This window comes from Stieleria bergensis, from assembly GCA_007745635.1.
Lineage (GTDB): Bacteria > Planctomycetota > Planctomycetia > Pirellulales > Pirellulaceae > Stieleria > Stieleria bergensis.
This window is the reverse complement of record CP036272.1, coordinates 1,764,250-1,786,739: the sequence shown is the minus strand read 5'-3', so window position 1 is coordinate 1,786,739 and position 22,490 is coordinate 1,764,250. Positions and strand designations below refer to the sequence as shown.

At 56.8% G+C, this 22,490-nt stretch carries 14 protein-coding genes and 1 tRNA gene; 4 read left to right on the top strand and 11 right to left on the bottom strand.

Annotated features, from left to right (window positions below):
* Positions 1-118 precede the first annotated feature (118 nt).
* Together SV7mr_RS06050 and SV7mr_RS06045 are read left to right on the top strand one after the other, a co-directional pair.
* Positions 119-3,796: a hypothetical protein gene (locus SV7mr_RS06050; protein WP_145270146.1), complete on the top strand. Its 3,678-nt coding sequence runs from the start codon at positions 119-121 to the stop codon at positions 3,794-3,796.
* Positions 3,797-3,899: 103 nt separating this feature from the next.
* The gene (locus SV7mr_RS06045) at positions 3,900-5,303 is read left to right on the top strand and encodes a hypothetical protein (protein WP_145270143.1); all 1,404 of its coding nucleotides are present in this window, start codon (positions 3,900-3,902) and stop codon (positions 5,301-5,303) included.
* A 122-nt stretch (positions 5,304-5,425) separates the two neighbouring features.
* On the opposite strand, the gene SV7mr_RS25115 is transcribed toward SV7mr_RS06045, so the two are convergent.
* The gene (locus SV7mr_RS25115) at positions 5,426-5,842 is read right to left on the bottom strand and encodes a DUF4339 domain-containing protein (RefSeq protein WP_419188155.1); all 417 of its coding nucleotides are present in this window, start codon (positions 5,840-5,842) and stop codon (positions 5,426-5,428) included.
* Positions 5,843-6,301: 459 nt separating this feature from the next.
* Between SV7mr_RS25115 and nrdR the strand changes: the two genes are divergently transcribed.
* Positions 6,302-6,766, top strand: a complete 465-nt coding sequence (gene nrdR, locus SV7mr_RS06040) for a transcriptional regulator NrdR (RefSeq protein WP_145270141.1) — start codon at positions 6,302-6,304, stop codon at positions 6,764-6,766.
* A 94-nt stretch (positions 6,767-6,860) separates the two neighbouring features.
* On the opposite strand, the gene SV7mr_RS06035 is transcribed toward nrdR, so the two are convergent.
* From SV7mr_RS06035 to SV7mr_RS06020, 4 genes are all read right to left on the bottom strand, one after another.
* A complete protein-coding gene (locus SV7mr_RS06035) occupies positions 6,861-8,291 on the bottom strand; it encodes an EF-hand domain-containing protein (protein ID WP_145270139.1) in 1,431 nt (476 codons plus the stop codon).
* A 131-nt stretch (positions 8,292-8,422) separates the two neighbouring features.
* Positions 8,423-9,700, bottom strand: coding sequence for a tyrosine--tRNA ligase (tyrS, locus tag SV7mr_RS06030; RefSeq protein ID WP_145270137.1), 1,278 nt, complete (start codon positions 9,698-9,700; stop codon positions 8,423-8,425).
* Between the two features lie 7 nt (positions 9,701-9,707).
* On the bottom strand, positions 9,708-10,430 hold the full coding sequence (gene ispD / locus SV7mr_RS06025; RefSeq protein WP_419188154.1) for a 2-C-methyl-D-erythritol 4-phosphate cytidylyltransferase: 723 nt from the start codon (positions 10,428-10,430) through the stop codon (positions 9,708-9,710).
* A gap of 117 nt (positions 10,431-10,547) precedes the next feature.
* Positions 10,548-11,597 carry an AAA family ATPase gene (locus SV7mr_RS06020; protein WP_145270135.1) on the bottom strand — a complete coding sequence of 350 codons (1,050 nt, stop codon included), beginning with the start codon at positions 11,595-11,597 and terminating at the stop codon, positions 10,548-10,550.
* A gap of 468 nt (positions 11,598-12,065) precedes the next feature.
* Between SV7mr_RS06020 and SV7mr_RS06010 the strand changes: the two genes are divergently transcribed.
* Positions 12,066-14,060 carry an ATP-binding protein gene (locus SV7mr_RS06010; protein WP_145270131.1) on the top strand — a complete coding sequence of 665 codons (1,995 nt, stop codon included), beginning with the start codon at positions 12,066-12,068 and terminating at the stop codon, positions 14,058-14,060.
* A gap of 23 nt (positions 14,061-14,083) precedes the next feature.
* Here the strand turns inward: SV7mr_RS06010 and arfB are convergent, their stop codons facing one another.
* From arfB to SV7mr_RS05980, 6 genes are all read right to left on the bottom strand, one after another.
* On the bottom strand, positions 14,084-14,506 hold the full coding sequence (arfB, locus tag SV7mr_RS06005; RefSeq protein ID WP_145270129.1) for an alternative ribosome rescue aminoacyl-tRNA hydrolase ArfB: 423 nt from the start codon (positions 14,504-14,506) through the stop codon (positions 14,084-14,086).
* A 105-nt stretch (positions 14,507-14,611) separates the two neighbouring features.
* Positions 14,612-14,684 (bottom strand) — tRNA-Glu (locus SV7mr_RS06000).
* A gap of 565 nt (positions 14,685-15,249) precedes the next feature.
* The gene (csrA, locus tag SV7mr_RS05995) at positions 15,250-15,447 is read right to left on the bottom strand and encodes a carbon storage regulator CsrA (protein ID WP_145270127.1); all 198 of its coding nucleotides are present in this window, start codon (positions 15,445-15,447) and stop codon (positions 15,250-15,252) included.
* Positions 15,448-15,812: 365 nt separating this feature from the next.
* On the bottom strand, positions 15,813-16,283 hold the full coding sequence (locus SV7mr_RS05990) for a hypothetical protein (protein ID WP_419188153.1): 471 nt from the start codon (positions 16,281-16,283) through the stop codon (positions 15,813-15,815).
* An 84-nt stretch (positions 16,284-16,367) separates the two neighbouring features.
* Positions 16,368-19,748, bottom strand: a complete 3,381-nt coding sequence (locus SV7mr_RS05985; RefSeq protein WP_419188152.1) for a hypothetical protein — start codon at positions 19,746-19,748, stop codon at positions 16,368-16,370.
* A 399-nt stretch (positions 19,749-20,147) separates the two neighbouring features.
* Positions 20,148-22,079: a preprotein translocase subunit SecA gene (locus SV7mr_RS05980; protein WP_145278099.1), complete on the bottom strand. Its 1,932-nt coding sequence runs from the start codon at positions 22,077-22,079 to the stop codon at positions 20,148-20,150.
* Positions 22,080-22,490 lie beyond the last annotated feature (411 nt).

Below are 22,490 nucleotides of genomic sequence, written 5' to 3'. Positions count from 1 at the left end.
CAGACCTCCCTGCTGCTGCTAAACAACCCGGCACTGTCCACCTGTCACCACGGTGACGGTAGCCATCGATCTTTCGATTTCAGGGACGCAGATGCGTGTGACCACGGCGAAACGAAAAATGACCACGAACAATGCATTCCTTCAAAGCGCTAAACGGGCGTCTTTGATTGCGGCATTGTTGGCCTGTTGCTCCACCGCGCGATCCGATGAACTCTCCTCCGGACTGATTGATTCGGCTCAGCTAAAGAGCCGCCATTCGGCCAATCCGGCAGCATCGTTTCCACAGCATGCCGCCAACTCGCTTCAGCAACATCAGGCCGCTGCGGCACAGCGTGCTCGCAATCTTGCTCGGGCCAGTGCTGCTCGGGCCAGTGCTCCGGTCGCTGGGGCGGGCTACTTGCACCAATCACCTTACGCGGGCCGCGCCAACGATCCCGTTGGCAACTCGGCGGCAGTCGCCAATGGGGTGGTTCAGTCAAACCCCTTCCTGCAGCCATCTGCACACGGAAACAGCGCCGCACCGGCTGATGGACGAAACTCTGCCGTCAGCGGACAACCGATCCCGTCTCAACTGCCAAGTCCACAATCAATCGGCGCATCACCCAACGCACCGATCGGTGTCGTTCAGCAGAATCAATTCGCAACGGCCGCAAGTTTGGCCAGCCAACAAGCCGATCAACAAGTCAGCACGCAGCAACCCAAATCGCTGGCGATGCTGATCCGCCGCCAGCCTGACGCGCAGCTGAAACCGGTTCCTCAACCTCAACACACCGCCGTCTTGTCCAGCCATCAAGCCGTGATGCAAAACGGATTGGCGCTGGCAACCGGCCAGGCGGAGCCGAGCGGACAAGCAGCGCATTCCGCGCTGGCAGCCAATCCTGCTTTGATGCAATCTGGGCATCAAAGCGGAGGCCTGACAGCGCCGACCGTCGTTCCAGCAGGCGGTCCCATTGATCCGCCCGCGCCCTTGAAAGCTGGTTCCAATCTCGACCAAGCAGACACTGCGGCAACGGAGACGACTTCGTCGGCGACACAAACGCCGTCTGAATCCAATTCAGACGATGAATCGATTCTGCAAGTGGCTGATGCTCGCGATCAGCAGAAGTCGATCAAGATCACCGAACCGATTCAGTTTTCGCTGTCCGATGGCTCATCCGTCATGCAGGCGGCGCCGACGGATCATGCTCCAGATGGCGGTGTGATTCGTGAGATCTTGCCACCTCGGTTTGGCAAGCACGCCAAAGCCGACGCGGCGAACTCTGCGCCAAACACCGCGCCGACAGCAAAGCCCGAGACCAACGATCAAAGCGCTGCCAGTGAGACCGAACCGCTGCCGTTCGACCTGACGCCCAAACATCAACCGGCCGCAGCACCTCGCGTTGCGGTGAAACGAAACGTTGGTTCTGGAAACATGCCAGCGGCATCCAGCCAGTCCGCTGGTGGCACCAACCAGATGATCAAGGTTGCCAAGCCAAAGATTTTGCAACATGGCAAAACCGCTTACGCTGGTGGCAGCGGTGTGATTCAGTTGGCTCCTGGGGTGGCTTTTGCCAAACCGTTGCCGAACGATCCGGCCGCGATGCCTTCCAGCGCTGTCGAACCAGAAGACGCGGGGCAAAACGCAGCCTCGCCCAAAATGGCTAACGAAGTCAGCAACGCACAGGAAGCGGAAACCGAACCCGCAACCGCAGCAGAGCCAATGCCTGCGGCCGCGCAGCAAGATGCTCCAGCAGCACCGGTTACTGACAGCACAGCGTCAAAGCCGGAAAACACTGCGACTCAGTCACTGAGCACTCTGCCGATCGCCAAGTTGCCAGCACTGCCACAGTTCCCCATCGCCGATCTGGGGCTCGCGCCAAGCACGACACCACCGGCAAACCAAGTGTCGCAACCCGGCGCCGCAGCGCAAGAAAATCGATCCATCGAGCCCGAAGTTCGCAGTTCACGACCAACCGAGGTTGTGACAGAAACTCCGGTCGCAGAACAGCCAGCAATGTCTGCCGATCGCGAGCCAGATGCGTCTGCAGCCAAGCCAGGCTTGCCGATCGCCCAAGGCAGCATGCTGCCACCGCCGCCACCATTTTCGGCGGGAACAAACGGCCGGGTTGCTCCGCCAGCGACTCCACCAACCTCGATTGCTGCTGCTCCACCGCAACGCCAGCCGAAAGACAATCACCAAGACGCTGGTGTGGTCCGTGGGACGCCTCGAACAGCCTCGCGATCGGTGGTTGCAACGCCGACAGCTGAAGGCGACAGCGATGACGCAAACGATGACGCTGCGTCTGCCGTCGCCGCCGAATCAACATTGCCGCCCCTCCCTGAGATGCCGGCAGCATCCGCTGACCGCACGACGCCGGGTGAAGTGAGCCAAGAGATCAAGATCGCCTTCGCTCAACCCGATGCTGCGAACCAACAGGTCACCAAGAAACATTGGGTCGACAGTGGTGAGAGTCCCGTGCACGCCGCACCAGCAACGGTGGGCGCTACCGAAACGGGTGCCAGCAACGCATCGCCAGCCACCAATCCAGCCCAGGTGAATCCAGCCCAGGCCACTCCAGCTCAAATCAAATCAACCACGCAGTTCAATGCGTTCTCGATGGCAGCGAACCGAGTTCCCTCGGCGCCAGCGAATCCGCCCACTCAGCAAGGGACTGTCCCGGTTCCTTCCGCTGTCGCGACCACAGGCACCGATGCCGAGACAGACGCTGATGCCAAGACAGACAGCGTGTCCGGCACAGACAGCGCCCCGCAAACAGTCTCCAAGCCAGCGGCCACCCCTGCGTCCCAGATTGCATTGAAGGATCGAGTTGCTGAAACCGCGGCAGAGACCAGCGGCGTGATCGCAGTGCCTGAACCACATGCCCCAGCGACAGCTCAAGACGCTGAGCCCCCCACTGTGCAATCGGCTGACGAACCAATCTTGCCGACTGCGACCGATCACATGGCTCAGCCACCGGGACTAGAATCCATTCACGGCGTGCGAAACCAACGCACCGTGGTCGCCGATCCACCACCGGCACAGCTTGTCGGCCCAGTTGGTCCGCAGGTCAACGCGGCACCGTCGGCTATCAGCTCGGCAACTTACGATCCGGCTTCGATGGAGCAGCCTGCAGGCCCAACAGATCCAACACCCGAGACGAGTTCCACCGCACCTCCACTGGCCGCTGGCCTGACGGAAAGCGGTCCGGGACCGGCTGCTGGGGATCAAATCGCTCAGCCGAATCCTGCTCCAAAAACGGTGACAAAGCTAAGGCCAGCACCAACACCGCGGCGGATTCCTGGTGAATCCAAGCTTGTCACCGTGGATGCACCTGTCTCGGGGATTGATGGCAAGACCGCCAACGCGATCCCGATCCAGCTGTCCAGAGCTCAGGTGCGTTCGATGACGATTGGTGGTCGTTTGCGTCAATTCAAGATTGATGACGACAGCATCTGCCAAGTCTTTCACAGTGGGCACAATCAAATCAAGTTGATTGGAACCAGTTTGGGAAAGACCTACCTGACGGTGTGGGCGGATGTCGCCCCCGATCAAACCACTCGAGTGCAAACGTTCTTGATCGACGTGAGCCAAAACGTTAATGCACTGGGCGAAAAGGTCGGCATCGACACGCAGCTATTGAATACATCAGTGGCTCGCGCTTTTCCCGGTTCCCGAGCGTTGGTCACGCAACAAAACGGCGTCTTGATCGTCAGTGGCACCTGCCCCGACGACCAAATGGCGACTCAGTTATTGCGAATGGTCCGCAAGAGCTGTCGCATTCCTGTCATCGACCGCTTGTCCGTTCAAACTCCCTAACTCAGCCTTGGTAGTCGTTATGACGCAATTGTCACCCGGCCAATCCAACCACCCCCAAGCCAAGCGGAATCGCCCGCCAGAATCAATGTCAACGAGGATTGCCATGAACTTCCGATCGCTTTCCTACAGCGCCAACCTTCATCTCGCGATCGCGTTTGTGCTTGCTGCCGCCGTACTGCTGCTGCCCAATCGCCACAGCTTGGCCCAAACCGTGGATTCGATCCAGGGTGGGCAAGCCGCTGGTCCGGGGTGGAGCAATCCAGCCAAGGCAGCGGAGATCGCCGACCGCATCCGTCAAGCCAATTACTTGCCAGAGGCAGACGTGGCCGCTTCAACAGGCGTCCGAATCGTTCGCCCGGAAAGCGTGCCAACGGTCGGCAGCAAGGCCGCTCAGCAATCCGCTGAAAACGCCAGTGTGACTTCGGGCATGCTGGACTTTGGCTCTGCCATGTCGACTGTACGCGAACCTGTCGGGGGCGACTTCTCAGGTTTCTCATGGGAACAGGAAGGCAGTCAAGTGGCGCCGGTTTCCTATCAGACCACCGGCTGCAGAAGCTGTCGCGGGACCAGCGGTGGCTGCCGAAGCTGTCGAGCTGGTGGCTATGGCCAGCATCCTAGCGACTACCCAGGCCCTTGTGGCGCGGCCGTTGGCCCTTACTGGTTCGGCAGCGTCGAGGCCCTGTACATGCAGCGACGCGGCAAACGCAAATACAGCTTGATTCGTGATCGCCTCTCCGACGACGTGACCTTTGACTGGGCGCCTCGATTCACCATTGGTCGCTCGGCCGATGGTGTCAACGGCTGGGAATTCGTTTACACCGGCCAATTCGAATTCGGACGCTCTATCACCGCTACCGGAGCCGGTAACATCGACACGTTGCTGTTTGATGGTGACGGGGCCGGTGGATTCGATGGCACTCTCCTGGACCCGTTTAACGACGCGGACACCCAGTTCCTGTCGTACCTGTCGAATTACAGCAGCTATGAATTCAACCGCGTGATGGTAGGTTGGGACGTTGCCCGCATCCTCTGGGGCGTGCGATACGTTCAAATTGATGAACGACTGCTGTACACCTCGTCAGCGCCACCAGACACCGGGGACTTGCTAAGCCGCACCCAGAACGAAATTCTGGCATTCCAAATGGGCTTGGACCTGCTGTACCCGATCACCTATCGCCTGTACGCCGACGTTCAAACTCGCGGCGCCGTGTTTGCAAACTTCGCCGACTCGTTTGTCCGCTTGCGTAACAATGATGCTCCGTTTATCAACTCGTTCCAGGATGACGTGGAACTTGGTGCTCTGATTGAAGTGTCCGGTGGCTTGCGATATCAACTGAACCGTTGGTTCTCCGTACGAGCCAGTGGCGAACTGTGGTACGTCTCTGGTATGGCAACTGCCCTGGGACAAGTCGGCCGTAGCGTGACCGGTAACTATGCACGTCAGCTGAATGCCGGCGACGACATGCTGTATGCCGGTGGCGTCTTCGGAGCCGAACTGCGATACTAAGCCGCAGCCATGAAGGCCGGCGATCCAATCGCTGGCACATGATCACACAGAGGAGAATGCATTGCCTCTGTGTGACTCCCACTGGCTTTCTGCGTCCTGCTTTCTGCGTCCTGCTTTCTGCGTCAACCAGAACGACGCGGCAAACGCTTCCGCAACCAGTTCTGCATACTTTGGCGAGCTTCATCGTCGGCTTTGTTTATCGCCTGTGCGACAGCTGTGGGCAACTGGTCAGGTTGCTCTGCAGACACCACCCGGGCTTCCCCCTTTTGAATGTCGTGCAGACAGTGTTTGCAGGTAACCGGGGGGCGCGAAACCTCGACACCGCAACTGGGACAGAAAAATTTTAGCGGCCGCTTCGAAGCGGCTTCAAACAGCCCACCAACGTCACTGGCGGGAAACCATGCTGAGTCACCTTTGCGCAGCTTGGTCTCCGGACGAATGCTGCCTTTGCGCACCAGTTCCAACAGCTCCTTGGGCTGCAGCGGTCCAATCTCTGTCTGAACCTCTCCGTTAACCTGCTGAACAAACCAAACGGTCACGATGAAGGTCTCCGCTCTCTGACGTAGGAAGATGATGGGACGCAGGAAGATGATGGGATTAAGGACGCTGATGGGATTTCAAGTGCTTGGAATCCCGCAAGACGCGTGGTCACACGCATCGCCAGCGGGAAACCGCTGAATCAGCGGATCGCAGGTGTGCCAGAAAAACGCGGCGTTGAAATCATGGCTCCGCCGGTGACCAATTCTTGCAGGCCCCTCCCCAGCTAATCACACCAGGCACCCCCGAGGCAATCAAATTGCCCAGGCTTTGGCGTGATTTGCGGCAATCCACGCGCGGCGGGCTTGATGGAAGAAAAGGAATGCGGGTCGCGACGCCCCCCCAGTTCGCACGCCACTGACGACGTGGCTGCCCCCTCCTGAGTGACCAGGGCTTGCCAAAGCGGTGCCGGCTACTGAATAATGCAGGCTAAATGTTCGTTGCCCAATGCAGCTAGAATTATGCGTTGCCCATTTTGCCACTGTGACCGTGATCGCGTCCTCGATACCCGCACTGCGGAAGGTGGTTATGCCATTCGCCGCAAGCGGATGTGTAACGAGTGCAGTCGCAAGTTTGTCACCGTCGAAACCATCGAGCAGACCACCATGCGCGTGGTCAAACGTGATGGCACTCGCGAGGCGATGGACCGCGAGAAGATTCGTTGCGGGATCGAAAGAGCGTGCAGTAAACGCAACGTCGATAGCGATGCCATCGAAGCAACCGTGCAGCGAATCGAAACACAGATCTATAACGAGCACGAAAACGAGATCCCAGCCAAAGAGCTCGGTGAAATCGTCATGACTCATCTCGCCGCATTAGATGAGGTCGCCTACATTCGTTTTGCCAGCGTGTATCAAGTCTTTCAAAGCGCTGACGAATTCATTCGTGAAGTCTCTCGACTGACCAACCGCCAGCACAGCAAGTAGGCTAGCTGGTGCGATTCCCTCAGACCAGGATTCGTTCGTACGCCGCAGAATAGTTCGTAGGGTGCCGTGCAAGCACGCCCCCTAGGTTGTTGGATCAGCTGCCGTTTTTACGACGCCATTCCATCCACCACGCGTATTCTTCAACGGTAATGGAACCATCTCGATTGAAGTCTGCGGCCGCTGGACTCAATGCCATGTCAGCCCATTCACTGCGAGTCAGTTTGCCGTCGCCATTCTTATCGCGGCCCTTCATGATCCGAGCAGCGAACTTGACGTAGGACTCGCTGGGTTTCCCCATCTCGGTCGGCCCCGCAGGCTTTGACGCCGAAGAGCTGGAACCAGAGGAAGCCTCGGCATCGTTGGAACTGGCACCAGTCGATGCCATCGAACTGGCCGGTGGCCCCAGTCGATCGTTCTGTTCAACGGACGCGATCACTTCTTGGACGGTAATGATCCCGTCCCGGTTTAAGTCGGATTTAAAGAACTCTTGCAGCAGTTCGTCGGTCCACTCACTGGCAAATTCAGCCATGGTCACCTGGCCATCTTGGTTGGCATCTTTATCGGTAAAGAAACCGGGGACGCCTTCGGTGGACGCACCTGCACCTTCAATCCGATAAGATTTGCGATCACCGTAGAGTTTTTCCATCATGTCATCGACACTGACCGACCGCTCCTTTTTACTGGAACGACGAGACGATTCGCGACTGCGTCCTTCGTCTTCTTCGCGAACGGTCCGACGGCGAGCGTAACGCACAGCCAACTCGCCTTCGGTCAGTCGGCCATCTTTGTTTCGATCAAAGTCCATGGGGTTACCGCTAAACCGACTGGACAATTCATCCTTGGTCAGCACGCCGTCGCGGTTCCGATCATAGCGGCCCAACGTTTGGCGAGCTTCATTGCGATCGGCATCGGTCACGGCAACTGACATCATTTCCGCCGTGGGACCAAAACCGGGCAACATCACCGGATCGGTCTCAACACGAAAGTCTGGCACCAAGAGGTCGGCCGTCAACGCATCATCGCTACTGCGACGCGGGTCCGATGAACCACCTTTGGAATCGCCACCGCTGTCACCGCCACGGGACTTTTGAAACGCTTCGGTGACTCGCTTGATCGAAATCGGTTGGCCGGCTTTAATGCTGGGATCGACGGACTGCAAACGCTGGATCAAGAACTGTGCAGGCCCCTGTTGCTCGTCCGGATCAAGGGTTCCGTTGCCGTTGCGGTCCAAGCGGGAGAGAAAGCCACTGGGATCAAATCCACCACGATCGCCGCCGGGAGGACCACCGCGCCCGAAGCTGCTGCCACGATCGCCGCCGGGAGGACCACCGCGCCCGAAGCTGCTGCCACGATCGCCGCCGGGAGGACCACCGCGTCCTGGATCACCGAAACCGCCACTTGGCGGGCCACCACCAAATCCACCGCGTCCGGGTGGTTGTGCTGAGGCTGGCATGGAAAAGACCACCCAACTGGCCATTCCAGCCAGCAGGGAGAACAGAATCAGGTGATGAGATGAAGTCTTCATAGCGATAAAACCCCGTCGGAGAGAGAAGGTTCCGCCATGTTAGTTTCTTCCCGGCATTCCAGCAGCGTCGATGCCGGATTTTGCCAATATCAACGGCAAAGCTGACTTGCCGTGCACCGTCTTGAGGCTGTTCAGTCGGCGAAGCGCAGCAGAGCGTAGTTGCGTTTTCCTTTGCGCAACACCATCACGGACTCGCTGGCCAAGTCCGATGCGCTCAGCCGCAAATCCATTTCGGTCACACGTTGGTTGTTCAGGTAAACGCCGCCGTCTTTGATGGCTCGCCGCGCCTCTCCGCCGCTCTTGACCAGGCCGGCCTGCTGCAGGGCCTCGACGATCCACAAGCCTTCGCCGGTCAGCGAATCGCGTTGCAGATCATTGCTGGGGACGTCCGCGAAAATCTCGTTCAAGCCCGCGTCATCCATGTCCTCGATGGCGCCACCGAACAGGATTTTGCTGGCCGCCAGGGCAGCCTGCAAACCGTCTTCGCCATGGCAGAATCCAGTCATCCATTCGGCAAGGCGTTTCTGAGCGGCGCGACGCCCTGGATCCTGTGCCGTTGCCTCGGCGAGTTGATCGTATTCTTCTTTTTCAATTTCGGTCAGGTAGGCAATGCAACGCAGGACATCTTCATCGCCCACATTGATCCAGTACTGGTAGAAAGCGTACGGGCTGGTTCGTGAGCGATCGAGCCAGACGGCACCTTTTTCCGTCTTGCCCATTTTCCGGCCGTCACTGGTCGTCAACAGCGGCGCGGTGATCCCGAACAACTGCTTGCCCAGCATGCGGCGACCAAGATCGATCCCGGCGGTCACGTTTCCCCATTGATCGCTGCCACCGGCCTGAATCAAACAGTCATGTTCACGGCAGAGGTAAACAAAGTCATAGGCTTGCAACAGCATGTAACTGAACTCGGTGTAGCTCAGTCCGGCTTCACTGCCCAAACGGGCTCGCACGGATTCCTTGCCCATCATGGTGCCGACGGGAAAGTTCTTTCCGACGTCGCGCAAGAATTCGAGGTAACTGTAACCTTTCATCCAATCAAAGTTATTCAGCAACAGTGCAGCGTTGTCGCCTTCAAAGCGAAGAAACTGTCGCATCTGAGCTTCAATGCCGGCCACATTGGCGGCAAGCTGGTCGGCGGACAGCAGATTCCGTTCTTCGCTCTTGCCCGTCGGATCACCGATCATGCCTGTCGCACCGCCGACCAGAGCGATCGGCCGATGGCCCGCCTGCTGGAATCTTCGCAGCATCATCAACTGCATTAACGACCCAACATGCAGCGAAGTCGCGGTGGGATCGAATCCGATGTACACCGTCTGCGGTCCAGAATCCAGTTGCTTTTGCAGGCCTTCGGTATCAGTGCATTGGTGGATCAATCCGCGCCATTGCAGTTCGGCAATCAAGTCCATGTTTTCTTTAGGGGGTTTCGTTTTGAATCTTGAGAATTGCTTCGGCGATGACCAAGTCGGTGGGCAGGGTGACTTTCAGATTGTCACTGGCTCCGTGAACCAGTGCCACGTCGTGACCGCTGCGAGCAACAAGCTGCGCATCATCGGTCGCCGGTCGCCCGCGATGCCGCTGGTAAGCTTGACGTAGCAAGGCAAGCCGAAACACCTGCGGGGTTGCTGCTAACGACAGTTCGCTGCGGTCAACGGTTCGGCAGGAGAGACCACCATCGCTGGAACGCTTGACGGTCGCAGTCACGGGAACAGCCAGAATGGCGGCCCCGCACAACGCCGCTTTGTCGAACACCTGATCCAGATCAGCAGATCGCACCAGTGGACGGGCTGCATCATGGATCGCGACCAAGCCATCGTCTGGCCAGTCGGTCAACGCTTGTAAACCACACTGGACACTGTCGATGCGTTCTTTGCCACCGGTGACGAGCTGCACATCAAGCTGCTGGAGCTGGTCGTCATAGCCATCACGAAAAGATGACTCATCGGCTGCAGAGATCGGCATCACAATGGGGCCGACTCGCTGATTGGATCGCAATCGCAAAACGGTCTGCAACCAAATTGGCTTGCCATCAAGCAAGGCAAAGAGCTTGTTTTCGTCTCTTTCAAACCTGCGTCCGCGACCGGCAGCAGGCATGATCACGGCAACTTTGTCCGGCGACACGTCCAGGGCACTCAACACGCACGAGGTTCCACATTTCATTGGCCTCCAAAGCCACTTACTTTGGAGACCGAATGATATGGCAAGAGAGCCGAAAAGGGCAGGGCGGTTGCTGGTCGGAAACCCGAAGATTCGGGACTAGATCGCTGAGGCCGCTTTGGGTTTTAAGTCCGCGACCAACCGCAGAATCAAGTCATCGACCGTGATCCCATCGGCTTCGGCGGTAAAGGTGGGCACGATCCGGTGTCGCAACACGGGCAAGATCAAGCATTGCACGTCATCCATCGTCACGTGAGGCCGACCGTGCATCAAAGCACGAGCCTTGGATGCCAACACCAACTGCTGACTCGCACGTGGTCCGGGCCCCCATTCAACCAGCTCCTTCGCCCAGCCGGTGCAAGCTGGATCACGAGGCCGCACCGCGCGGACAGCGTCAAGAATCCATTCCTTGACGTGCGGCGGCAAGGGCACGCGGCGCACGGTCTTTTGGAACGCAATGATCTGATCCCCCGTCACGACAGGCTGAACTTCAGCGTCAAAGGTCGACGTGGTGCGGTCCAAAATCTCTGCTTCCTCGTCTCGCGATGGATAATCAACCACCACGTGAAACAGAAAGCGGTCACGCTGCGCTTCAGGCAACGGGTACGTGCCTTCCTGTTCAATCGGGTTTTGTGTCGCCAATACAAAAAACGGCTCGGACAACTTGTACGTCTTACCGCCAGCGGTCACTTCGTGCTCCTGCATCGCTTCGAGCAATGCCGCTTGAGTCTTCGGTGGTGTTCGGTTGATCTCGTCGGCCAACAGCATTTGCGTGAACACCGGTCCACGCTCAAAGACCATGTCGCGATGTCCCGTTTCAGGGTTCTCCTGAATGATCTCCGTCCCAGTAATGTCACCCGGCATTAAGTCAGGCGTGAACTGAATGCGATGAAAATCCAAGTGCATGGATTCCGCCAACGTGCGAATCATCAATGTCTTTGCCAACCCAGGCACACCTTCAAGCAAACAGTGGCCCCGCGATAAAATGGCAATCAACAACTGCTCAATGACTTCGTCTTGGCCAACAACCACGCGTGCGACTTGCTGGCGAACCTGCTGCACTGATTTGACTAACTCTGCTGCTTTGGCGGCATCTTGTTCAGTGGCAACTTGATCTGCTGCGGATTCAATTGGGGGCGGCTGTACCATGCAAAACTTCTCCAGTCTGATTCTACAGTCAACGAACGGGGATCATTCTAGCGACGGCGAAGAGCGTTTCGCGGTGGCTAGCTCTGCCTAGTAAGATCGGGTGAGCTCCCGGCGACAGATCCAACTCAAATCACTCAGGTCAGGAATCACGCGACGCCTCACCACTCCATAAACTGCTTGCCCTGCAGATTGGCCCCAGTTTACTTGATCGATACAGCAAAAAACAGAAAAGCAGTGCCCAAGGCCCCGGCCGAAGCAAAAAACTAGCCGTGACATGCCCTCAGGGGCTTGCGAAGCGAAATCCAGACACCGATCATTGACGTTCATCCCTGCCGCATCCCAGCCCGACCAGTTTCCCAGCCCGACCAGTTTCCCAGCCCGACCAGTTTCCCAGCCCGACCAGTTTCCCAGCCCGACCAGTTTCCCAGCCCCACCAGTTTCCCAGCCCTTGAGCTCTGACGGATTACCATGGCATCTCTGTACGTTGTTCGAGGCCGCGACCAAGGCAAGCACTTTCAACTCGACAGTGCAGTGGCTCGCATCGGACGCGATTCAGCGAACCAAATCCAACTGCTCGATAGCGAAGCCTCACGCCAGCACGCCGAGATCCGCAGCCAAACCAAGACCGATTCCAGCTCCGGCGAACCGGGACCGACAGAATACTGGCTAGTCGATCTCAGCAGCAGCAACGGCACCACAGTCAACCAGCAGCGGATTGAGTCCCAATTGCTGCAAAGTGGCGATCGCATTGAAATCGGTGGCACGCTGCTGATCTTCACCGGCACCGGCCACCCCAATGCCATCGAAGCTGCTCATCGCGTTGACATTGTTCAACAGGCAAGCGACGACGCCAGTCGCATTGTTTCCTCGCTCGATGCCTTGCGGTTCAGTGCCGCTGCAAGCAGCCATCCATCCTCCACTCGCGCCTTGCCGCTGCCAAATCAAAAAACGCTCGCGGATCGCAAGGCTGACCTCAGCTCAAGGGTGTCTCCGCCAGACAGGCCCCAGCCGGCGGCATCGCCAGACAGGCATCACTCAGGCATCGAGCAGCGCCCGGCGGCAGCGGTTGCACCTGATCCAGCCAACTTGTCCAGCACCGATGCCGATCGCTCGTTAGAAGTCATGTACCGGACCGCCATGGCTGTGGGACGCACCGATGACTTGAATGAACTGCTTGATCGCATCTTGCAATTGGTCTTCGATTGGGTCGAAGCTGATCGTGGTTGCATCATGTTACTCGATCAAGAAAGCAAGCAATTGCGTCCCGCTGCTCGCCGTGATCGACAGGACAGCGATCAATCCGCCCCCCAGCAATCGAGCGCCACTGACCCCCATTCAGCGCAGGCCCCCATCAGCATTTCCAGCACCATTCTGGACTACGTTCTTGAACACGGCGAAGGTGTGCGAACGACCGATGCGACCGACGATGTGCGTTTTGATGCCGCCGCATCAATCGTGCAAAACGGAATTCGTGAAGCCTTATGTGTCCCACTACAGGGACGCTATGACATCGTCGGCACACTGTACATCGACACGTACACTTCACCGGGCGAAATCGTACGCAGTGGCTCCACTCAGCGTTTCACGGATCAACACCTGAGCTTGATCACCGCGATTGGTTACCAAGCAGCGCTCGCGATCGAAGACACCTTCTATTACTCGGCTTTGTTGCAAAGCGAACGCTTGGCCGCCATGGGACAGACGATTGCGACGATCTCACACCATGTGAAGAATATCCTGCAGGGGATCACGGGGGGCGGCTACCTGATCGAATCCGGATTGAAACGCGAAGACACCGATGCCATTCGCCGAGGCTGGAGCATGGTCGATCGCAACCAGGAACGCATCTCTAACCTGGTCATGGACATGCTGACCTTCAGCAAGGAACGGCAGCCACAACTGGAAACAGCCGAGTTAAATGAAACCGTCAGCGAGGTGGTCGAATTGATGGCCACACGCGCCGCAGACCATGGAATCGAACTGGTCTTCTATCCAGACCATGATCTGCCCGCGGCACGCTTTGACCCCGACGCGATTCACCAAGCGATCTTGAACTTGGTCACCAACGCCATTGATGCGGTCAAGGATCACTTGGATCAAATCGAATCCGACAGCGAAGACTCCGCGGTCAACTTGGCCAACAATGCAGGCCCCGCTGGCGGGCTGATCCAAGTCCACACACGCTATGCAGCTGATCAAGGCTGGTTCATTGACGTGACCGACAATGGCTCTGGCATCGCAACAGAGGATCGCGAAAAAATCTTCTCACTCTTTGAATCTGGCAAAGGCGCTCGCGGGACTGGACTGGGACTTCCCGTGACCGCCAAGATTGCCAGTGAACACGGCGGCAGTGTTCAGATTCTAAGCCCTGAAGCAGGCAAAGGTTGCTGCTTCCGTTTCATCTTGCCGCCTGACGACGACGAGCCATCACCGGCGGACATTCTGACGCTGAGCGATCAATAACTGCCAAACTCAACCTGCGTCCCTCAATCAAACGATTGTCGACGGCTTTGCTTGCGTTCGCTCAACTGTGTCTTGTGCTTTCGCCGGCGGCGTTTGGCACCCGCGGTTGGCTTGGTAGGCTTACGCTTCTTTGCTGGCTGGCGACATTCCATCAACATCTGCACCAATCGCGCTCGCACATCCGCTAAGTTTCTTGGCTGATCTCGATAGCGATCGCTGTGCAACACCAATTCGCCTTCACGGTTGATGCGATTTCCATAACGGCTGCGCAGCCGCGCTCGCCAGCCATCATCCAACTGCGTGCAGCGGTCTGGAGACCAGCGCAGTGTGATCTTTGAATTGACCTTGTTGACGTTCTGTCCACCGGGACCACTACTGCGCGCAGCACTGACCTGCAGCTGTGCAGCAGGAATCGTTAGTCGCGGACAAACGTATAAATCGCTCATCGATCACACAAAGAAGGGCGGACAGCGGCGGCCTAAACCGTCCTGAGGACGAAGCATGGGCGCATAAAAAAACCGGAAGCTCCAGCTAACTGAAACTTCCGGTAGTGACCCCTACGGGACTCGAACCCGTGTTACCGCCGTGAAAGGGCGGTGTCCTAGACCGCTAGACGAAGGGGCCGTATGACTTTTCAATCAACGAATCGATCCATTTCGCTGTCGATCTGATTACCGAGAATGCTTGTCAGATGAAACATCTCACTCGCACCAATGATCAGCAATCCAACGCAATGGCTTGATTGAAATCTTGATCGGCTGACAGATGAAAGGACTTCGGTGAAAGTTTCATTGGCTTTGCTAAAAGCCCGAGAAACTCAACCTGAAGACGTCAATTCATTGACTCCCGATCAGTGAGCGAGGTTGTACATAGGACCCCGATACATCGTCAAGGGTTCGCACCAAGGAACCATCAAAAACATCTTGGTTTTTATGCTCGCGCAAGGATCAACGGTGATTTTCCACTGCCAGGCCGGATTTTGTCGCCTGCCCACGCACTGGCCAGTTGCCGCCATCGGGCAAAAAAAAAAGCTCGACTGCAGGTGCAGACGAGCGTTTGAATGGAGAACGCAGCCATCGCGACGGCGTCATGGAGTGGTCAAAATCATGATCGGGGCGTACCAATAGCCGATCTCAGTCAGAGGCAAACGCATCCCGCCAGAGATACAGATGGCATCACTGATCCAACATCACGACGCATCGACGGGAGCGTCACCAGATTCCAAGGACTTCTGGATCGCGTCATACACTTCGCGGCGGTGCACGGGCACTTCACGAGGAGCTTCCACTCCTAGGCGAACTTTGTCACCACGAATTTCAACGACGACGATCTTGATGTCGTTGTTGATGACAATGCACTCGTTCTTCTTTCGAGATAAAACCAACATGATTCATTCCTTTTGATAACCGGCCTGGTTCTTTGTACTGGGTGCCTACGAGGCGAAAGCGCGAAGGACTGGGAGGTCGGTCGGCAATATCGCTGTAGGCCGGTTCAATGCAGCTGGCACCAAGTACGAAGGGAGGGAGTGCGCAGCCGCTCCTGCGTTTAACTCTAGAACAAAAATAAGCCCGGTCAAGGAATTCTGGCTTGACAAGCAATGAATTCTTTGGTTCGCAGAATCCATCCAGCTACTCCAACACGCACCGTTTACCAGCAAACACAGCAAAAAGCGAGTAAAAGTGCAGTTTTGAGCCCAGATTGACTCAAGATTCCCGCTGTAGTTTTTTTCGCTCCTTTTTCAAAACTTTTCACTTAGTCCGCTTGAACTTTTGGTTTCTTCACTTTCCAGCCGCCAGTTTTGCCCTCGATTGCAAACAACCCCGCCAGGATTGCTCTGATTACTTGGGTCGGCCACAGCATCAAAGACCATTCCGATCGACGACAGACCATTCCGATCGACGACAGACCATTCCGATCGACGACAGACCATTCCGATCGACGACAGACCAGCGCGAACCAGACCAGCGCGAACCAGACCAGCGCGAACCAGACCAGCGCGAACCAGACCAGCGCGAACCAGACCAGCGCGAACCAGACCAGCGCGAACCAGACCAGCGCGAACCAGACCGGCGCGAACCAGACCGGTCGCGAACCAGACCGGTGGCGGTGTCCCAGCGACAAATCCCTGGCGAATCCGACTGCGGCGGGGTCGAAGTCGTTTAGCAGACAGGCCGCTGGGCAAACGATCCGGCCGCTGGGCTGCACGAGACAACAAAAAAACACGGCGTCTTCGCAATCGAAGACGCCGTGTTGGCGTTGGGTTCAAACTGTGTTCCGATCGACGAGCCTTAGTGGGCTCGCCACTGATCACTGATCAGCTTGGAAACCGGTTTGGACGTATTCCTCTTCTTCTTGGATGATGATCCGTGGTGTGACCATCATCATCAAGCTGGTGGCATCACGTCCAACAGCCACGTTGCGGAACAGGCGGCTGATGTAAGGGATCTTGCCCAACATCGGCACACCACGCTCAGCACGACCTTCGCTTAGACGCTTGATACCGCCCAACAAGATCGTTCCCCCGTCGGGAACATTGACGGTTGTGTTGACGAAGGTCTGTGCCAGTGTTGGCAACTGAACTGTCGAACCGGAAACAATCTCTGCCGTGTCTTCGGTATCAACCGCATCGTTTTCGTCAACCACACCGTCACCATTGGTGTCCTCTTCAGCACGGCTGCTGCTGGTGGTCGTCCGAGTGCCTTCGAAGGTGAAGGTACTGACGTCACCGATTTGGCTGAACTGAGGCATCAGTGTGACGCGAACGAATCGTCGGTCTTCACTGACGATCCCTTGCACGCTGAGCTTGGTGCCTTCATCCAAGACCACGATCACAGGCTGTTGAGCAACGGCAAAGTCACCCACAACCGGAATGATCCCGGTCACGAAGGGACGCGAAGTAAAGTCACCTACCGAGGCGGTTTGACCATCAAACATCGTGACCTTCGGTGCTTGCATCACGTTGGTACGCTCGTCACCTTGTGCAGCTTGCAGGAAGAAGAACGCTTCGATGTCACTGAGGACAGCGAAACCGATCGTTGACAGAGCACCGGGGTCAGGAGCACCGAACGCTGGGTTGACACCGAACGACCCGTTTTGAAACTGAATGTCCAAGTCGCCGGTCGGCAAGCCCTGGATGCCGTCCCAACCGATGGTGACTGCTGGTGGATCATCTTCACCACGAGGCAGCTCGGTCACGTTGTCATCAAACTGCAAGTCAAAGTCGACACCGATCTGTTCGAAGAACGTATCGGACAGCGTGATGAACTTCAGCTCGATGGTGATCTGCAAGTTCTGCAGAGCACGCAACGACTTCAGCAAGTCCTCAATCTCTTTATGAACGTCTGAGGTCGTGTTAACGATCAGCGTCAAGTTCTGAGGATAGGGAGCCATGGTGCTACTACCACCCATGTTTTCCCAAGCATCGGGAGCAATCGTTTGCTCAATCAGGTTCATCAAAGAAGTGAAGTCCGCCATGGCTCCACCACCTGATCCCGCACCGCCCATTTGGCTGCGCGAACCCTGATTGAATGCACCCGTCATCGCACCGGGGCTGTACTGGCCCATGATGTTGCCAGGCAAGTTGCCTTGATTGCGATTCATGCCAACCGCAGTGGTCGGGACGTACTGGACGTCGACCTTTGGTTGCGTCATCTGAATCGCGGCCTGAATCGCTCCTGCCAAGCCATTTTCATAGCTGGGGTAGAAGTTAGGAATCGGCGTGACCAAGTCAGCCACCTTATACACGCGAGTGTAGGTGCGGCTATTCTTGGCATCGGCACTGGTGACCATGATGACTTCATTGTCAATGTCGTAAGCCAATCCCAAATCATTCAGCAACAGATTCAACGCACTGCGAAGTGACACAGGCGTTTGAATGTTCAAGGTTACCGGAGTATCAACAGGGACTCGAGTCGCGGCCAAAGCGCGTGCATTGATCACGATTGGCACGTTGGTGACTTTGGACAAGTCCTCAATGACGTCACTCAAGGGACGGTTGATGTACTGAACGCTCACGCTGGTGTTCAGCGAGTTGTCCAGTTGCGCCTCTTGCACACTGCGGAACGTCGAACGACGCTCACTGAGACGACGCCCACTGCGCGTGGCCCATTCCTGCGGATCGGTGCCAAAGCTCATCGGACGGTTGGGATCGTAACCAGCGATGTCAGAAGCCGAACGTTCCACATCCATCAAGCCAAATGCAAAGACTTCTTCCTTGCCTTCCTTGATGTCTTGCAACATCTTGTAACGGCTGCTGAAGGTACTGGTCTGACGCAGTTGAGTTGCGATGACCGAACCGGGATCCAGCTCAGAAACTTGCTTCGCAATCACCTCGGCTTCTTCGAATCGCTCAGCAGTCATCAATTCGCTGAACTCTTCAGCCAGCTGCTTGATCTCCGCTTGGACTCGTTGATCCAGTGCTGCGTCATTCGCCATGTCAGCCTTGATCGAGTCATTTTCGAGCTGCAATTCAATTGCGGCACGATTGGCATCGACGTACTGACGCTGACGTTCCAGCTCCCGATCGACCATCCGAGCCAGTGACTGCTTGGAGGCTTCGGTCAATTGCGAAGAATCAACACGACGACGCAGACGAGTTAAAGCGTCCAACGCGTCCAGTGGATCGGATTCCCGAATCACAGCAATGTTGTTCAGCTCGGCCGAAACCTCGCTGAACATCCGCTGATTCATTTGACGCGTTTCCGCATCCACCACAGCGATGTCAGCGGCTGGCGCTGTTGGAGCCATCCGCGTTGGCTGTAACAAGGTCAATTTGTCTTTCAACTGTTGACGCGTTGCCACATCCAAGATGGCTTCGTTTTGCCAAGCTTCAATGAACTTCGCTCGTGCACCTTCGGTGTCACCCGCTTCCAAGGCTGTTAAACCAGCTTGATAAGCCTCGACTGGACCTTCCGCGGCAACCACATTGTTGACCTGCGCAAGACCGGTCCCAGGTGCACCCATGGCGCCGTTGAAAACACTTTGCTGAACGGCACCAGGTTGCATCACGCCAGGCTGAACCGTGGTGCTGCCACCGGCCAAGGCAATCATGCTTTCGTTCACACCTGCACGCTTGGCCGCAGCCTCGGCGTCAAGCACGAATTCCCAGACGCGAGGTTCACCAGCAGCAAACGCCGACTCAGGCACATTCAACGCCTGAGCTTGACGAGCATGCGAAATCGCAGAGACCACATCGCCAGCATCCAAGCTAGCGCGGCCTTGCGCGATCAGCCGCAAGGCTTCACGTTTGGCCGCTAAATGATCACCCGGTGCAGGCGCGGCAATGCGTGTGATCTTGGTAGGACGTCGTAGGTTGGCCAAATCAACCCCAGCCATTTGCATGTCAATCTGCAAACGAGCCACAACGGGTCGGAAGGCCGGATCTGTTTTTGATAGCGCAGAAGCTTGATGATACAGACCTGCTGCGGTCTGGTAGTCTTTGGCTTCTAACGCTTTACGGGCGCGGTCGACATACGATGCTGCCGATCCGCTTGCTTGATTGCCAGCGATTGCGGCTGGTTGACCGAGGCTGGCGGTGGTTGCGGCCACTGGGGCTGCAACGGGGTTGTCGTTGGATGGCAATGTTGCGGGCAAGGCAAATTGCGCCGTAGCGCTGCTTGCTCCCATCATGCACGCCATCATGGCGACGCCCCAGCGATTATGGCTAAAACGTTTTTCGTGGCGTTTCAACGCGACACTCCTTCTTCGCGGTGAGACTTATAGAACACAGTAAAGTTTTCGCCTACGTTCACGAAAACTGGTCCTTGAACCTAACCCCACCCCACGGCAAGTGCTCACACGTCGGCAGCTGAAAAACCGCCTCAGGCAATCACCTTTCGCGAGCCCCGAATCAACGCGATGAATTGCTTGACCGCTCTGATTCGGGTCCCGACGCCAAACCGACCCATACGGGCGAAAGTGCCGGGAGTTAAGGGACTCGCAGGTCGGGATACGGTGTTTTCAACAGCCCTGTCAAGCTCGACAAACCCCCGTTTTTTCCTTTTTTTTGAATTGCCACCGCTGCGGTTTCAACGCCAGATCTCTTCAATCAAAATCGGCAAAAAAAACAAAAACTTCGGACCCAGAATGTTAATTTGGCGTGTCTAGGTAAGGATCCTGCCCGATCTCACGCTGCAGCTTCTTGCGCTCCTTTTCATGGTGCAATAACACCATCCGATCACGAAAGTGAGTGCGTTCAACCTTCAGCTGCGCCTTACGAAACAGCTTTGCCAGTCGATCCATCGAGCCCTGAACGTCCTGGCCGCGAACCTTCAACTTTTCCGCTCGCTGAGGCCCCAAGCCACCTTTCAAAATATCATCATCGAGCGCCAAGTACTGGCGATAAGAGCCGGGGTCACCCTGCCGGCCGCAGCGTCCAATCAACTGACGGTCAATCCGTGCCGCATCGTGAAGTTCGGTACAAATCACATGCATGCCGCCGATCTCAACGATCTCATCAGTCAGCTTGATATCGGTCCCACGGCCAGCCATGTTGGTTGCCACGGTGACGCGCCCGTGCTGCCCGGCGTCGGCAACGATTTCAGCTTCACGTTCGACGTTATTGGCGTTGAGCACTTCATGCTCAATGCCCAGATCGTTCAACATGTGTGAAAGCAGTTCGCTTTTATCAATCGAACGCGTGCCAATCAGCACCGGCCGTCCCGTCGCATGCACCTCGGCCACCTCATCGGCGATGGCTTTAAACTTGGCCGTCAAGTTCCCAAACACACGGTCTGGCAAACGCTTTCGCTGGGGCGGTCGATTGGTCGGTACACGCAACACAGGTGTTCGATAAATCTTGCTCAACTCACGCGCGCTGGTGGCTGCCGTTCCAGTCATCCCGGCCAAGTGGTTGTAACGCAAAAACAGATCCTGAACCGTGATTCGAGCCGCTTGCCCGGTGGGCACGCTGATCTCCAGATCTTCCTTGGCTTCGATCGCTTGGTGAATGCCATCACGCCACTTACGCCCTTCAGCCAAACGACCGGTGAATTCATCGACGATGACGATTTCATCTTTGTCTTCGTCATCGGGACGAATCACGTACTGGCGATCGAGCAAGAATTCTGCGTGCACTTTCGCCGCTCGCTCGGTGTATTCATAAAGATCGACCAAGCCCATCGTGCGCACCAGATCACTCTTGGGCAGCGCCCGAACTTTTTGACGACCGCGGGCGGTCAACTCGAATTGCTTGGTTTCCTCATCGATGATGTAATGCTCGTCTTCGATGTACTCAGGGGCATGTTCGGCGGCCCAACGATAGGTTTCAACGATCTGATCACGAACGGTATCTTCCAGCGATCCAATGATCAGCGGCGTCCGCGCTTCATCGATCAAGATACTGTCGGCTTCATCGACCAAGCAGAAGTGCATGCCGCGCATCACCGGTTTATCGCCACTTTGCGAAAACCCACCGCCGTCACCAAGCATTTCCGTGTCAATGCGGTTCTGTGCCCGAAGCAGCAAACGATCACGCAGAAAATCAAAGCCAAATTCCTTCGCAGTCCCGTACGTCACCGCGGCTGCATAAGAGGTTCGACGAGCGGCCTGGTCATCCGGGGTTTGAATGATGCCCACGCTGACGCCCAGCTTCTGAAAGAGCGGCGTCATCCACTCGGCGTCACGTTTGGCTAAGTAATCGTTGACCGTCGCCAAGTGCGCTCCTTTGCCTGGTAACGAATGCAGATACAGGGGCAGGGTAGCGGTCAGGGTTTTTCCTTCCCCGGTCTGCATCTCGGCGATGTGACTGTCAAACAGAGAGATGCCGCCAATCATTTGCACGTCGTAGTGACGCATGCCCAGGGTCCGTCGCCCGGCTTCACGAACCAAGGCATAGGCTTCGGGAAGCAGCTTGCTGAGCTTCTCACCGGCCATCGCTCGGTAACGCAGCGCTAAGGAACGTTTGCGCAGCGCGTCGTCCGGCTCCTGCATCAACTGGTCTTCCCACTCGTTGACCTGAGCCAACAACTGTTTCCACTTGACCATCTTGGGATGAAAGCCACGGCCGGAAAACACCGACATTTTGGCTTGACCGGAGGTCTGAAAACGCTTGGGAGCAATGGTCGGCTCCAGCCCCGAAACGTCTGAAGCGTCGCCGTCACCAGCAGGCGGAGCATCAGCGGCCAGCGCTTGCCCAGGACGATCGGGATCCGCAACCGCCTTGGTCAACGGGATCTTGGCCAATGGAACGGAACCTGACGAGGCGGGGGCAGCCGAACTAGATTCGTCGGCCGCCCTGGGCTGGCTGGTTGGCCGAGAGCCGTCAGCCTCCGGTTGTGCAGAATGGCTTGCAGCGGACGGTTCCGATTTTGCGGATTCATCCGGAAGTTGTGGATCAGGCAATTCTTGCCCGGCCGCCCTTAAAATTTCCTCTGGCTGCCTGCCCGAAACGTTTTCAGTGGACTGCGGGTCGTTGGAATCGGAATTCATCAA